12 protein-coding genes are annotated in these 15,966 nt (G+C 38.8%); 4 read left to right on the top strand and 8 right to left on the bottom strand.

Annotation, left to right across the window (positions count from 1 at the left end; genetic code table 11):
* Positions 1 to 14 precede the first annotated feature (14 nt).
* The gene (gene guaA, locus BUC12_RS13160; protein ID WP_062182264.1) at positions 15 to 1,532 is read right to left on the bottom strand and encodes a glutamine-hydrolyzing GMP synthase; all 1,518 of its coding nucleotides are present in this window, start codon (positions 1,530 to 1,532) and stop codon (positions 15 to 17) included.
* Between the two features lie 154 nt (positions 1,533 to 1,686).
* On the opposite strand from guaA, the gene BUC12_RS13155 reads away from it, so the two are divergent.
* The 4 genes from BUC12_RS13155 (at position 1,687) to BUC12_RS13140 (ending at position 4,028) form a co-directional block, all read left to right on the top strand.
* Positions 1,687 to 2,175 carry a DUF4252 domain-containing protein gene (locus BUC12_RS13155; RefSeq protein ID WP_062182260.1) on the top strand — a complete coding sequence of 163 codons (489 nt, stop codon included), beginning with the start codon at positions 1,687 to 1,689 and terminating at the stop codon, positions 2,173 to 2,175.
* Between the two features lie 113 nt (positions 2,176 to 2,288).
* Positions 2,289 to 2,804, top strand: coding sequence for an RNA polymerase sigma factor (locus BUC12_RS13150; protein ID WP_062182257.1), 516 nt, complete (start codon positions 2,289 to 2,291; stop codon positions 2,802 to 2,804).
* Entirely contained in the window at positions 2,785 to 3,324 is a 540-nt protein-coding gene (locus tag BUC12_RS13145) for a hypothetical protein (protein ID WP_062182254.1), read from the top strand. The genes BUC12_RS13150 and BUC12_RS13145 overlap by 20 nt, the downstream gene beginning before the upstream one ends.
* A complete protein-coding gene (locus BUC12_RS13140) occupies positions 3,321 to 4,028 on the top strand; it encodes a DUF4252 domain-containing protein (protein ID WP_062182251.1) in 708 nt (235 codons plus the stop codon). The genes BUC12_RS13145 and BUC12_RS13140 overlap by 4 nt, the downstream gene beginning before the upstream one ends.
* 45 nt (positions 4,029 to 4,073) lie before the next feature.
* Here BUC12_RS13140 and BUC12_RS13135 read toward each other — a convergent pair whose 3' ends face one another.
* The 7 genes from BUC12_RS13135 to BUC12_RS13105 all read right to left on the bottom strand — a co-directional run bounded on the left by BUC12_RS13135 (position 4,074) and on the right by BUC12_RS13105 (position 15,504).
* On the bottom strand, positions 4,074 to 4,808 hold the full coding sequence (locus tag BUC12_RS13135) for a hypothetical protein (protein ID WP_062182248.1): 735 nt from the start codon (positions 4,806 to 4,808) through the stop codon (positions 4,074 to 4,076).
* A 65-nt stretch (positions 4,809 to 4,873) separates the two neighbouring features.
* Positions 4,874 to 5,458 carry a Crp/Fnr family transcriptional regulator gene (locus BUC12_RS13130; protein WP_062182246.1) on the bottom strand — a complete coding sequence of 195 codons (585 nt, stop codon included), beginning with the start codon at positions 5,456 to 5,458 and terminating at the stop codon, positions 4,874 to 4,876.
* Positions 5,459 to 5,628: 170 nt separating this feature from the next.
* On the bottom strand, positions 5,629 to 7,557 hold the full coding sequence (locus BUC12_RS13125) for a glycoside hydrolase family 97 protein (RefSeq protein WP_062182243.1): 1,929 nt from the start codon (positions 7,555 to 7,557) through the stop codon (positions 5,629 to 5,631).
* A gap of 169 nt (positions 7,558 to 7,726) precedes the next feature.
* Positions 7,727 to 8,491, bottom strand: coding sequence for a carboxylesterase family protein (locus BUC12_RS13120; RefSeq protein WP_062182242.1), 765 nt, complete (start codon positions 8,489 to 8,491; stop codon positions 7,727 to 7,729).
* A 37-nt stretch (positions 8,492 to 8,528) separates the two neighbouring features.
* Positions 8,529 to 10,838, bottom strand: a complete 2,310-nt coding sequence (locus BUC12_RS13115; RefSeq protein WP_062182239.1) for a glycoside hydrolase family 3 N-terminal domain-containing protein — start codon at positions 10,836 to 10,838, stop codon at positions 8,529 to 8,531.
* Positions 10,839 to 10,906: 68 nt separating this feature from the next.
* Positions 10,907 to 13,147, bottom strand: coding sequence for a TonB-dependent receptor (locus BUC12_RS13110; protein ID WP_062182236.1), 2,241 nt, complete (start codon positions 13,145 to 13,147; stop codon positions 10,907 to 10,909).
* 29 nt (positions 13,148 to 13,176) lie between these two features.
* The gene (locus BUC12_RS13105; protein WP_062182233.1) at positions 13,177 to 15,504 is read right to left on the bottom strand and encodes a glycoside hydrolase family 3 protein; all 2,328 of its coding nucleotides are present in this window, start codon (positions 15,502 to 15,504) and stop codon (positions 13,177 to 13,179) included.
* Between the last annotated feature and the right edge of the window lie 462 nt (positions 15,505 to 15,966).

Below are 15,966 nucleotides of genomic sequence, written 5' to 3'. Positions count from 1 at the left end.
AACTTGCTATTTTATCATTCCCACTCTATGGTTGCCGGTGGTTTAGACGATATATCATAAACTACCCGGTTTACCCCTTTTACCTTATTGATAATCTCATTCGATACCTTAGCTAAAAATTCGTAAGGAAGATGTGCCCAGTCGGCAGTCATTGCATCCGTAGACGTTACCGCACGTAAAGCTATAGTGAATTCGTATGTACGTTCATCACCCATTACTCCAACCGATTTTACAGGAAGTAAAATAGCCCCGGCTTGCCATACCTGATCGTACAGATGATATTCATTCAGCATACGCATGTATATATCATCGGCATTTTGCAATATCTCCACTTTCTCGGGAGTAATATCACCAAGAACACGGATACCTAATCCCGGCCCGGGGAAAGGATGACGTTTGATCAGGTGCTCCATCATATTCATCTCCAACCCTACACGGCGAACTTCGTCCTTGAATAATAAACGGAGAGGTTCTACTAACTTCAGATTCATTTTTTCGGGTAATCCTCCCACATTATGGTGCGATTTTATCACAGTTCCGGTAATGGAAAGAGACTCAATAATATCAGGATAAATAGTACCCTGTCCGAGCCATTTAATATCTTTCAGTTTGTGGGCTTCCTCATCGAATACATCGATGAAACCTTTACCTATAATCTTTCTCTTTTGTTCAGGATCACTAACGCCGGCTAAAGCCTTATAAAAACGTTCTTTAGCATCTACACCGATTACATTTAGTCCAAGGTGCTCATAATCTTTCAACACTCTTTCGAATTCTCCTTTACGCAATAGGCCGTGATCAACAAAGACACACGTCAGGTTTTTGCCTATTGCCTGATTCAGAAGCACGGCCGTTACGGAAGAATCAACACCTCCGGACAATGCCAGTATGACTTTGTCATCACCCAGTTGCGCCTTTAATTCAGCCACAGTAGACTCTACAAACGATGCCGGAGTCCAGTCCTTTTTACATCCGCAAATATTCAGAAAATTGCTAAGAATTCTGGTTCCATCTGTTGAATGGTACACCTCAGGATGAAACTGTACACCCCATGTTTGTTCTCCGTCTATTTTATAAGCAGCCGCCTGTACATCTTCCGTACTGGCTATAATTTTAAAATCGGCAGGCAATACAGTAATAGTATCACCGTGTGACATCCATACCTGCGAACCTTCTTTGATTCCGTCAAATAATAGATCGTTATTTATCGTAACCAGATGTGCACGTCCATATTCACGTGAATCTCCTTTTTCAACTTTACCATTAGAGGTATGAGCCAAAAGCTGGGCACCATAGCATATTCCCAAAAGTGGATATTTTTTACGGATATCATTCAGGTCTGTATAAAATGCATCCTTGTCGTTTACTGAAAACGGGCTACCCGAAAGGATTACTCCTTTTACAGTAGTATCATCTTGGGGGAACTTGTTGTAGGGAACTATTTCGCAGTAGGTATTCAATTCGCGGATGCGTCTGGCAATCAATTGAGTGGTTTGTGAACCAAAATCAAGAATAATGATTTTTTCGGTCATGGATTTTGTTTTATATTAAAGTAAAGACAGTTACCGATAACTTCAGGCAGTTTCTGAACCTTGATGCACACAAAGATAAAAAAAGATTATCAAAAAATATAAAACTCTGTAACATCTGCCTTTCATATTTCGTCTTACAAGAAAAGAACATACAATGGGAAAGAAATCAATAGTATATATTTGCTTTTTTATGTTGTTGGGGTTTTCAGCCTCAGCCCATAATGTAGATGAGTTGATGACCTGTTATTCGAAAGTGCCGAAAGCCGAAAATGTAAAATTGCGCAAATTCTTATTTTCGATGATGAAAATGGTTTCGACAAACGATAGTGAATCGAAAGTTTTCCGAAAGGTAAGTTCGGTTCAGGTATTGGATTTAAGCGATTGCACATCCGGTGACAAAAAAAGATTTGCAAATGATGTGTCTAATATGAAGATGGGCGATTATGACCTGCTGATGAGAGTAAAAGACGATAAAGACGACGTCTATATTCTATCTAAAACCAAGAAGAAGAAAATTCGCGAATTATATATTGTATCGGCAGGAGGCAAAGAACCATCCATAGTAAAACTAAACGGCAAGTTTTCGTTTGACGATTTAGCTGACCTGACGAAGGAATATGGTGTAAAAAAGAAGAAGAAATAAGGTATCAGGCCTTTTTATTGCTCGGGTAAGTATAAATATAACTGATAGTTATTCATGAAAACATATCATTAATACTTACTTTTACTTAATCAAAAAAGAAGTTCAGTTCCCGGATGGATTCATCTGCATTTAAAGAAAAATATATACCCTATCATCAGAAGATGTTCAGAGTAGCATACCGCCTTGTAGAAGACGTATGTGATGCCGAAGATCTTGTGCAGGAGGCGTATATCAAAATGTGGAACAAAAGGGACGAACTTGCTCTGGTCGATAATGCAGAATCATATTGTGTTACAATTTTAAAAAATTTGTGTCTCGATTTTCTTCGCTCGAAAGCCCGGCATCCGTCACAATCATCCGAAGGTTTGCAGTTGGCCGACCAGTTAGAGACGGTTTCGGACATCGAGCATAAAGAAGAAATAAATTATATTGAAAATATAATGAAACAATTGCCTGAACAGCAACAACAAGTAATAAGGTTAAGGCACTTTGACGATTGCTCGTCTGAAGAAATAGAGGAGATAATGGGACTGACCAGCGTTAATGTCAGGGTACTGTTATCAAGAGCCAGAAAAAAAATAAAAGAACTGTTTTATAGTCAATATGGACATGAAGAATATAGATATTAAACATATAGAGGAACTTATCACTTCGTTTTATGGAGGTACTACTACCCTCGACGAAGAAAAAATTCTACTGGATTTTTTTAAATCGGAGAATGTACCCGACTGGATGGATATAGAGCAGAAAATGTTCATGGAAATCTATAGCAGGAAAAACGAAGAAGCTCCTTATCATCTCGAAAGCAGACTAATCTCTTTAGTTGATAAGCTTGATAAAGAAGAGAATCGCACATCTCGCCCTATCCGCAAATCAATACATATACATTGGAAATGGGTATCAGGCATTGCCGCCTGTATTGCTATCATGATAACCGCCGGAATATTCCTCTACAAAGGAATGGGGCAACATCAGGAGTACGCAGTTGTAGATACTTATTCCGATCCGGAAGATGCTTATCGTGAAACTCAGAAAGTAATGCTACTGGTCTCCAACAAATTAAACAAAGGGCTTCAGCAAGTAGAATCCATACAAGATAATGTTGACAGAGTAAATAAGGTAATGAATAAAAATAATATACGGTTATGAAAAAGTGGGTGGTTATATTAGTCTTACTCGTATTGGGAATCTCGCCCCAATATGCTCAGAATAAAGTAAAGATAGACGTAAACTTAAGTAAAATATCAGAAGAAGTCGCTTTGGGACTGGAAGGCCTAAAGGAGGATATGGCAGGCCTACAAGCCGAATTAGAGGGATTGAATATAGACGGTTTGATAACATTAAATCTGGATACAGACGAAAACTACTACAGTTACTCGTATAACATAGGCGACCAGAAAGATAACCAGAGTAAAGCTTCATCTTCCAATCAAAACAGGGATGTTTTCCACGATCTGGCAAATACTAAAGGGATAGAGGTGGTTTATATAACAAAGTCGATGCTGGGAATGATGAATAATATGGATATGCCCGGAGTAAATATCGGAAAGATAGCCGGTAAACTGGAAACCTTGCAAGTATATTCTGCCGAAGGGCGTAGCGCATCCAATACATTGCGGGCAACTACCGACAGGCTTGTAAGATCGGGCAACTATGAGACATTAATGTTGGTAAAAGATGAGGATTCCAAAACAGCTTTCTATCTGAAGAAAAACTCTAACGATAAGAAATCGGAATTACTAATGCTGACCGAAGACGGATCGGAAGTTAGTGTAATACGATTCTTAGGAGAGTTCTCCCTAAAAGATATCCAGAACCTGACAAAAGAACAGACCAAAAAAAATAAAAAGTAAGGAACTAAATCTTTTAAGAAGAAGTATTGGATGCATGAAACTAACCTAGTATTTCTCTCTAAACATTTTTAGAAGCTGTTCGCTCCTTTGCCTCCCTGCCTGATAATTGGGATCTAATGTAATGGCACGTTCAAGATACTCTTTAGCTTGTGTTACATATCTCTTATCTTGTCGTTGTTTTGCCCAAGCCCAGTAAGTAAAACTCATAATTTTCCGATTAGCATAATCGTTGTTTAAATTATATTTATCGATTATTGACTGAAAATCAATTTTACCGTATTTATGAAGCCAAAAGAATATTTTGGGAATATTTTCTGCTACACTCCCTCTCATAAACTCAGGTAAATAGCTGATATCAGCGTATTTCCTGACAGCATCGTCAAATAATGAGAATGATTGAAATAATTTAATCAGGTTGTTTGTCTCGGAAGCCATTAATGCTAATGCAGAAGCCTGATAAGATGATATAAATGGTAAAAGCTCTCTGGTTGTTGTCGATGAATTATAAAGCATACTCAAAATATCAAAACTCTTTTTCGCATATCCTTTATATTCAGTATTCGAGAAGAAAGACAAGTTAAGAGCTGTTTCATGATAGATAATGCCTTTCCTTACTGTATTGATTTCACTAGCTTTCGTTGAATAGTCTTTCTCAACCTCTTTTAGTTTGGCTTTTAATTGCTCTTTATCAATAATTTCCATTACATCCTCTAGCTGATGCTCAAAAGTTTTGATTATCGATATATCCAATTTTTGAATTTGTAAGATTGAAGTGTCCATTTTATCTCTGATTATTTTCAGAGGTAAAATTATACATCAGGTTGACTACGAAGCGATGACTTAAGTTAAGGTTTTGAATTACTTAATATTCTTTTCCTAATTCTACTTAAACTCTCGGGCTTTATACCCAAAAGGTTCGCAATATATTTTTGTGATATACGCTGAAATAATTCAGGTTGCGTTTTAATCAACTTTTGAAACCTTTCCTCAGGTTTATCAGAAGATAACGACATCGCTATCTCTGTTGCCCTTTGTGCAACCTGCTCAGCCATTAATCGCCCAAATGTTTCATACTTGTTACACTCTTTATATAGTTTATACAGATTTTCTTTATAAATAATGAAAACTGTAGTTTCTTCCAATACCTGTAAATTCATTACAGAATTGCAGCAGTTGGTAAAACTTTGAAAATCTGTAATCCAATGCCCGCTAAAAGATATGTCACAGGTATTTTCTTCTCCATCCTTAATATGAAAATGTCTGATTGTTCCTTTTTCTATATATCCAATAAAATCACAAGCTTTCCCACTTTCTAATAGAAAATCTTTCTTTTTGAAATCTCTAACTTCAAAATATTTGTCAATTAGCTCCAATTCATTTTCTGTCAGTGATACTTTCGACTTGAAGTGTGCTTTCAATTTAGTGAACATAACTTTTCATTAATTAGTTTTTTTGTGTCAACCTATTTTATTTTAGGACGGGTAATACAAAAATAAGAAAAAGGAGCTATTCCCAAAGTCGGGCAAGCTCCTTTTTCTATGCTTTTTCTTCGGGCCTGTATACCCAGAAACTTTTATTCTACTTTTGAGACAGTATAAAATTAAAACAGAACAACTCCACCTGACGACTCCATCTTAATAGTAACAGAACCATCCTTTCCTACCACTACTTTTTCATTGGCAGCAGAACCATCCGGCCGGTCACTTATCATATTCAGTTGCTTACCTGCCAGCCATGGCAAAGATAATTTAAGAGTCTTAGCCGACTTTTCAGCATTGGTAGCAGCTATATACCACTGATTACCGGTACGGCGAGCCATTACAACATATTTACCGGGATATCCATCAACGAAACGTGTTTCGTCCCAGGTTGCCGGAACATATTTAATAAAGTCCAGAACATAATCAGGTTGTTCATCTAATATATTAGGCGTAATTCCTAAATGTTGTATTCCCGACTGATAGATAACAGCCGTTGCCAACTGAAAAGCATCCGTTGTTACACGTTTCGATCCTTTTTTCTGATCCTTAGACAATATTTTATTCAGATACAAAGGTCCGAAGTCCATTGCAGCTGTTGTGTTTCTTGTAAAAGGAAGTATAGTACTTGTAAAGGCCTCCATATCGGCGTATTTCTGCTGGAAAATAATATTTTCGGAACCTAATACGGCTTCACTCGTCATATGGTTGGGGTACATTTTTTCCCATCCACGGGGTAAAGTCGCCCCATGAAAATTTACATGGATACCACAACGGTTTGCATCGGTAAGTATATCTTCGTATAGCCTCATAGTAACTTGCTTGTCTCCACCGAAGAAATCCACTTTAATCCCCTTTACTCCTATCGATTGCAGCCAGGCCATCTCACGCTGACGCGCCGGAGCTGTATCCATTCTATCCTGAGGGGTCTGAGGAGCGTCGTTCCACGAGCCATTCGAATTATACCAGAGGATAATACCAACCCCCTTCGACCGGGCATAAGCTACTAATGAAGGTATCCGATCCCTTCCTATTTGTGTATCCCACCAACCATCGACCAGAACATACTCGATATTCATTTTCGAAGCAAGGTCAATAAATTTAATCTGATCATCATAGTTAACACTATTATCCTGCCACACAAGCCAGCTCCAGCAAGATTTTCCCGCTTTATATACCTGAGTAGGTTCTATTACAGGTTTTACCACATCATATGATATAGTTGTTTCTACAATAGGTTTTAAGGTTTCGCCAACTGTAATTGTTTTCCAAGAGGTAGTCAATGGTAATGCAGCCGAAACTCCCTGTTCTCCTATTCCTGCATTCTCTTCTTTTTCAGGAAATGAAATCATATATAATCCATCACTTGTACCTTCACTCAGTTTAGTTCCCACATAATTACTGGTTACCCCTGTTTCAGAAATCAAAACCCAACCATCATTACCTCGGTGGAATAAGGCAGGAAAAGTATATCCCAATCCGTAAGTAGATTTTCTTCCAACCGGTTCGTCTACTGTATATTCTTCTTCATAACTTGGTTTTGTCGCTTGCCAACCACTTCCCCAAGGTGCCTGAGGAGTAATAAATGTTGTTGCAGTTTGAGGTAATTTAAACCCAGTATTTTCTTTTAGTACAATACAACGGACTTTATTCTTTGATGCTACCCGATAAGATTGAGCTATATTATTGTTACTTACATTGAATATAACCTGTAGTGTATCAACACCTCCATTAGTATAACTGCATATAAGCTGATTTGCCTGATATTGTATAAGGCTGGCTTTACCATGAGGCAAGATATACTCTTCATCAATTTTATTTTGGACTGAGTTTACAGGTACTAATGTATTTGCAAAATCTCCGATACTGGTTTCAAGCCCTAGTGGAGAATCTTCGAGCATGACTTTATCCTGATAACGTACATTGTAAAACAACTTGTTATCGGACGTTTTAATTTCTACTTTCAGCATTCCATCGGGACTGCTTACTGTTTGGGCGGATAAGAAAGTGGACACCACTACTAATCCTAAGGTTAAAATGTTTTTTTTCATGGCATGGTAAAAATAAGTGTTCACATTACAATAATACAAAGAAAAACTAAAACATATGAGAACAGGAGTAAAATATCTTTTTTTTAGAGTATAAAAATATCGCCCTGTCATAAAATCAAATGACAAGGCGATAAGAATTAAATTGAAAGTGATGAAAAATTAAGGGGTTTTATTTTTTATGTTGAAATAACCACGAAGCAAGTTCTTTTTCCTGAAATGCATTCTCCCAACTATTATGGTTAACTCCCGGATATTCGGTATACTTAACCTCACCACCCAGTTCAAGCAGACGTTTATTAATATTCCTTGAATTATTGACCGATACAACCACATCCGCATCACCATGGAATAACCACAAGGGTGTATGTTTTGCATATACCGGAAGCTTATCCAGATCACTTCCCCCGCAAATAGCAAAAGCTGCGGTGAAAGTTTGAGGCATACGCCATAATAACTCAAGTGTACCCATTCCTCCCATCGAAAGGCCGCCGATATAAACCTGACGGGTATTTACAGAACCCGAAGAAACCCAGTTTTGAATCAGGTTCATCAAGGTAGACATAGCTGCTGTCGGTTGATCGGTAAGTCCGAAAGTCATAGACATTTTTCGTCCAACCTGATGTCTTTCAACATTTGACCAATAACTTTCGAGAGGACATTGTGGCGCTATTACAATAGCAGGATAAGTTGACTGGAAATTATCGATAAGGAATTGTTTTCCATGTGTCAACTGCTTCTCATTGTCGTTACCCCGCTCTCCGGCACCATGCAATAAGATTACCAGCGGATAAGCTTTAGACTCATCATAGTTTTGAGGAAACATTACCTGATAAGGCAATGTAAAGCCGTTCGACATATAGCTTGCGCTGGTAAACTGCGCAAAGCTATATATTGAAACTAATAGGAAAACTAAACTAAAAAATACTTTTCTCATATTTTGTGTATTCTTGATCTGTTAAAGGCTTGTGACCTTATTTTGCACCTTGCATAGCCAGAGCATTATTAACCTTCAATACATTAACATCGCTGTCTACCACAAATGGTGCTTTTAGTTTGATATTACTGGATGATGCTCCTATACGAACCTCGTATTGCCCTTTTTCTACCACCCAGGCAGACAGGCTCTCATTGAAAGAAGCAATATCCTTATCTTTCAGCTCAAATGCAAACGACTGTGATTCGCCCGGTTTAAGAAGTTTGGTTTTCCCGAATGTCCTCAACTCCTGAACCGGTTTATCTAACTGCCCCTTAGGTGCAGCAACATATACCTGTACAACCTCTTTACCTTCGCGGCTACCCGTATTCTTAACATTCAAACTCACTTTCACAGTATTGCCTTCACGGCTAACTTTCAAATCCGAATATTCAAAAGTTGTATAAGACAACCCATAACCAAACTCATACAATGGTTTGATATTGAACTTATCATAATAACGGTAACCTACATAAATACCTTCTGCATAATCAATTTGAGTCGGTTTCTCAACAGGCGTACCCGGGAAATCTTTCGCTGCGACATCTTTATAGTTTGCAAGGAAAGTTGTAGCCAGTCTTCCCGAAGGATTCACTTTTCCACTTAAGATATCAGCAACAGCATTTCCGCCTTCCAGTCCGGGTTGCCATGCAAGAAGTATTGCATCCGGTGCATCCTTCACTTCTGTAAGTTCTACAACTCCTCCTATATTAAGGATAAGCACTGTTTTCTTTCCTTTTGCCTTAAATACCTTAGATACGTTCTTGATCAAATCTTTTTCGGTCTGAGTAAGATAATAATCACCTATCTTGTATTGGTCATTAGTAAGTGTACGGTCTCTGAACTCGCCCGATATACGACCTATACTGATAAAAGCAACATCTGTTGTTTCAGCCTTTTTCTCTATCAAAGACATATCAACAGCCATTTCGGGTATGGCAATAACCGGATCTTTAAAAGTCTTAGGCTGTGGAACTTTAGGTTTTTCCACCTCCATGTATTTTTTATATACATCTACCAATTCCGTATCCAGAGTGTATCCGGCATTAGCAAGCCCTTCTACCAGCGATACAGTATATGCATTATTCACTTCACCGCTACCGGCTCCTCCGGCTATAAAATCGTATGAATTGAAACCAAAAGCAGCCACATTCTTCACATCCGTAAGAGGAAGTGCATTATTATCGTTTTTCAACAATACCATTCCTTCTGTAGCTATATTCCGCGACACTATTGCATGCGCTTTTAGGTCGGGTTTGTTTGAAAATGCTTCTTTTTTGAAACGAGGAGTTTCCAGTATCAGTTCTAAAACACGCTTAACATTTCTATCCAGAACTTTTTCGTCTAAAATTCCGTTTGTAACAGCTGCTACAATCAGGTCTTTTTGTTTTTTAGTTCCGGGCATCAGAAGATCATTTCCGGCAATCATTTGTTTAACAGGATCGTATCCTCCAAACCAGTCAGTCATAACCAATCCTTTGAAGCCCCAATCATCACGAAGTACAGTAGTCAACAGGTCTACACTTTGCGAAGCATCAACTCCGTTGATCTTGTTATAAGAAGACATTACTGTCCAAGGTTGAGATTCTTCGACTGCGATCTCAAAGCCTTTTAAATATATCTCACGCAATGCGCGCTGGCTAACTTTAGTTTCCAGACCTTGTCTTTCGGTCTCAGAATTATTAGCTGCAAAATGCTTGATAGAAGTTCCTACACCATTCGATTGAACACCTTTTACCATAGCAGCCGTCATTTTTCCTGAGATGAGCGGGTCTTCCGAATAATATTCGAAATTACGTCCTGCCAGAGGATGGCGGTGTATATTTAATGCCGGAGCCAGAAGCACATCTACTCCGTATTCGCGAACTTCGTTACCGACAGATTTTCCTGCTTCCTCCACAAGTTCGACATTCCATGAAGAAGCCAAAGCTGTTTCGATAGGATAAGCTGTACAATAGTAAGTATTATCATCATTATCACGGGTTGGAGATATACGTAATCCTGCAGGACCGTCAGCTACAACAATAGCAGGTATACCCAATCGTTCTATAGCGATAGTTGTTCCCGCAGCTCCGGGTACAATTTTCTTAGTTTCACCTACTACGGGAGCCTGACGTTCTTCATTCCCTTCGAGACCTTCCATCCCGCTTCCGACAACCAATAATGCTTTTTCTTCGAGTGTCATTGCAGCAATAACACTATCTATAGGGGCTTGCCCCAGTTGCGGTGCCGATGATGTGACATCTTTACACTGTGTAAAGAGTATACCAACAAGGAGCACCCATAAAATAGAATAATTTTTTTTCATAGTTTTTATCTGTTTAAATTATTAAGGAGAGGACTTATCCCCTCCTTAATATACTTGTCATCAAAAACTTAAAATCTATATTTAATACCAAACTCTGCTGTAAACGGACGGATATACGTTCCTGACACGACAATACCGTCGGCTCCTACCTTCTCATCAACCTGTTCGTCAGTAAGTAGGTCTGTTCCCGAAATGGTTCCCTGAGCACCACGTTGATTCAATAAATTCACAAAAGTTGCACTGAAATCAAGATTCTTGTTGAAAGAATAATTCAACCCTGCGAATGTTTCCCAACGACTTGCCAATTGTAATGAGTTAGACAAATTGGCATACGTTTTACTGAAATAACGTGCACTAGCCCAAATGCGAACTTTCTCCCATTGGTAGCTTGGGTCGATCTCGATCAAAACTTTAGAAACCTTATTTACGATTTTATCATTGAAACTATAATCAACATTTCCACTTGCAAATTCTACAGTTCCTGCATAGTTTTTATACTTAGGAGATTGAACAGTCAACAAGAAGTGCAGGTTGAAATTCTTGAACGGAGTTGCAACTACGTCTGTAGTCCATCCGATTGTTTGAATATCATATTTTACTGCTGCACGGTTTACCTGACTGATATCGTTAGGATTTGTAAAGTTTACAGTACTTCTGTAATTATCTTTCTGAATATAAGTTGCTTTAGAAACGACACTTACCATCGGGTGATTGTAGAATAACCCCAATGTAGCTCCCGGTATTTTAGAATGTTTCAGGTCAGGATAGTTACCTGCCGAATAGTTTTCCAAGTGTCCGGCTTGCTCGTTATAAGTCAATTCTCCTAGCAGGCCGAACGATCTTGTCATTTTATAAACGGCACTAGCCATGAAAGCTTTATTCAGGAAATTTTCATCAATATCAGTCTTTTTGTTATCCATATACGGAATACCACTTACAATAGTAGTCTTATCAATATAGTTACCCCTCAATGCCTGGTATTCAAGACGAGCACCCAAATTCAAAGTAAATACATCCGATATTTCCCATTTGTCTGTAGCAAACAAAGCTGTTTTGGTTTCTGTACCGTCATGATATTCGTTACCATCACTGAAATAAGTACTTCCGCTTGCACCAACAAGACGTCTGGGGTTAGCAGAAACTTCCTGATAGAACATGGTTGACTCTGATAAAAATTTATTGATATCATAAACCCACGCATTCAAACCTACATTCCAACTATGTCTTCCCGATTTTTTACCTACTTCGAATGTTGAAGTAAGAGACTTGATAGGAGTCTTTCTGGATGCGATAACCATTACTGTTTGCACATTGTTTCCTGTATATTCTTCTCCGGTATCCGCATAAGTATATTTACCCGCCTCACTGCCGGAAACACCTGTCATTACAGGAAGAAATGCTCCTGTTCTGGCTGAGTGTGCACGAACAATATAATTGAAGTACAATCCGTTATCAAAATTATTTTTACCTATCAAATCAATTGTATGCGTTTCAGAGCCATAATCATTCAACGCATCCCGTTCAACCCGTTTTCCCGAATAAGAATCTAATAAATCATATGTCTGACCTGATACATACGAATCTCCTCCGATTTTGAAACCATCCAGTTCCTTAACCGATCCGTCTTTTTTATAGATATAAGGAGCTGATAACTGAGTAGACATACCTTTAGAACTGGCATACTTATACATCAGTGCAATAGAACCTTTACCATTACCGAAAGTATAATCTTTGCTCAATGCACCTTTCAATAATACAGTCTGGTCGCTGTAATATCTCTCGGTATATTTATTCTTGTACGTACCCGGGTCAAAGTTGATAAAAGTTCCCAGCGAGAATTTGAATCCGTTTCCAAGAGGCCCGCTTACATTAAAATCCTGTTTGATCAAACCAAAGTGATTAGAACCAAGACTTCCGCTTCCTCTGAAATTATCCGTTCCTAAATTATCGTATGTATCCATAGAAAAACCTACATCACCAACATGAATAGCAGTTTGTCCAAGATCTCTTACCTTAACCCCATTGGTCATAGCATCCATACGCCACGATTTGTAAGGGAACTCAGGCCAGTAGAAGTATACAACAGGCAGGTTATTTTCCAATACGGTTGTACCACCTACAGTAGCAGGTAAACCAACATTTACTTCACGGGGACCCGAGTTTGCAGATGCTGCGTTAAGCATCATGTTACGGTCGCCTTCTTTTACCTTCGTTGTATCTTGCGCTGCTTTCTCCTGAGCATTGATACCTCCTACAAAAAACCCACCCAAAGCTAGAATAAGAGATACTTTCTTTACTGATTTTTTCATTCTATATATTGTGTTTTATGGTAAATGATTTATTTTTTTGAATATTTCGCTGTACGTGCATCTTTTATCACACCTTTCCAGTTAAGCCCGTAAGCGAAATCATATACATTGCCTTCTGTATCTTTGTGACATTCCATATCATAAGGTACATCTTCAGCTTGTTTTTCTACAGTAGACATATTTGCAGGCATTTGTACCGGCAATAATCCCGATGGTTCATATTTACCTGAGATAATATCCAATACAGGTTGTTCTCCTATTCCGAAACGGGCTACGATACCATCAACACGATGTTCGAACTCATTAAATACCATCGGACGAGCCAAATTCACGACAACAATCACCGGTTTTTCTCCCATTTGATTTTTTGTAGTCAAGATTGTAGACAGATCCATTGTATTCGATGCCGTAACTGTTTTACCTTTATATCCACGGTCTTTGATGGTAGGGTCAATAACCTTGTCTCCGGCTGCGATACTATGGTCACGGGCATCAACTGCCGTATAAGTAGAATATTGTAAAGAGATAGGCACATACCCATTACCACCTTCTTTTCTGTCATTCAGGTCATAACCTCCCCCATCGTTATTACTGTATGGACTCGATACAAATACTATGGCAAAGTCTGCTTTTTTAGGGTCTTCTGTTACATTGTAATATTTCTTCACCATATTGATATCTACCGGATAATCTAAAGAAGGATTAGACCAGTCTCCCCACCAGCTCTTTGTAGAAGGATAATAATTCTTAGGAATATATACTGTTTTCTTTTCTTTGATAGGTAAGACTTTTGATTTGTTCTTCAACATCACAACGGATTTTACCTGTGCATCATAACCGGCTTGCATAAAATCGGGGTTACCCACAATTTTTGCAGTTTCCAGTGGATTCAAATACGGATTTTCGAATAGACCAAGGCGGAAAATATTCTTTAAAAGACGAACTGCCGATTGCTCGAAACGGTTTCTCATAAAGTTTTTGCCATGCTCTTTTATCCCCATATCATAAGCTTCGATGATAGGCCCCATTACATTGTTTCCTCCGAATTGATCCATTCCGGCCATTAGTGCGATGTAATGTCTTTCGGCAATAGACTTATCTTCTACACCCCATGGTTTACCCATAAACTGATCCGGTGTTGCGCCTTCGTCTCCTGTTATAAGCCAGTCGGTACACACAACACCGTCGTAACCATATTTTTCTCTCAACAAGTCAGTTACAATATATTTACTAAAACCATTCGCATAGTTGGTACCATCTTTAGCCTGATTATAACTGATAGTGTAATATGGCATTACAGCTGAAGCCATACCCGTACTTCCCTGCAATTTGAAAGCACCTTCGGTAAACGGTCTCAAGTGAGTTTCGAAATTATTTCCGGGATATACGGCAAATTTACCGAAAGCCCAGTGTCCGTCACGTCCACCCTCTTCAGGGCCTCCGCTCGGCCAGTGTTTTACCATTGCATTTACGCTCTTGTATCCCCAACCGTCTTTTATTTCATCTTTTCCGGTTGAAGTCTGGAAACCATCAATGTATGCTCTTGCCATATCTGTTGCCAATTCAGGGCTTTCGCCGAATGTCATAGAGATGCGGTACCAACGGGGCTCTGTTCCTAAGTCTATCTGTGGAGACAAAGCTGTTCCGATACCTAATGCACGGTATTCCTGAGCTGCGATGTTCCCAAACTGTTTTGTAATGGATGGATCGAATGTAGCCGCCATTGCCAGTCCGTCGGGCCATATAGAGATAGCACCACCTGCTCCGGCATTAAACTCAGCTTTCGTGTTTCCTGCTGCCTGACCCGAATGACGAGGATCTGAACTGGTATTACAAGGAATTCCCAATCCTACACCTTCCACCCATGCCTGCATTTCGTTGTTCCAACGGGCAGCAACTTCCGGGCTTTCAACTTTCGTAATAAGAACATGTCTTAGATTATCGTCTTTTAAGAATACCTTCTGAGCATCTGATAGCGCCCATGCCTGAAGTCCACTTTCTGCAAAAATTTTTCCGCCATAAGTTCCGGCTCCAAAACCACTTGCTGCCGAAGGCAACGATTGGTGTCCGCTGTATAACATCAAACCCGCAATCTGTTCTACAGTCATACGTTTAGCCAAGTCTTTGGCTCGTTCATCTGCCGGTAGGCGCCAGTCTTCGTATTTGTCCAGTTTTCCATTTTTGTTCAGATCTTTGAATTTTAATCCATTGACCGTTATTATTTTCACACCAGAGTTCGGTGAGTACCCGAGGGTCGCCCCATTATCATTTTCTACGATGTTGAAGGTAGAACCATTTTGCCCCTGCGCTGAAAGAGATGCAAGCAACGCAAAAATTCCGACTAATGTTTTTTTCATAATTTTTCAGTTCGTTAAACCTGAGGTTCGCTTTTGATTAGACCAAATTGATTTTGGCTATGTTATTTTTAAATAGATGTCGTTTTTAGACCACACAATCCGGGCTTTTTGTTAAATAAAAGAAGGGAAGAGGTGTCTCATGATCTTAAATCTTATAATTCTGTAAGCAGGTTGAAATTAGCATCAAGCAAAAAGCGTCCCACAAACTCAATGATGCGTTTTCAAACACATTGATGTGTTGATTAGACGCAAATATAACGATAATAAATTTTTATTTCCAAATCTAAAAAATGTGCAGGAGGTAGAATTAGACGATATTAGGTCAATAAATCGAGTGAGAATAAGGACTTTTAAAAGAAATATGTTTTACAGCATAACTATACATGTGTGGTTAAAATATGCTAAATACCTAGAATTTGTTAAAGGGTTATTGTACCTTTGAAAATCAGAAAATTTTGTGTC

Origin of the sequence: Indolivaga macrotermitis (assembly GCF_900128985.1) — a bacterium.
Lineage (GTDB): Bacteria > Bacteroidota > Bacteroidia > Bacteroidales > Dysgonomonadaceae > Dysgonomonas_A > Dysgonomonas_A macrotermitis.
The sequence above is the reverse complement of the archived record's forward strand: the minus strand, read 5'-3'. Positions and strand labels throughout refer to the sequence as shown.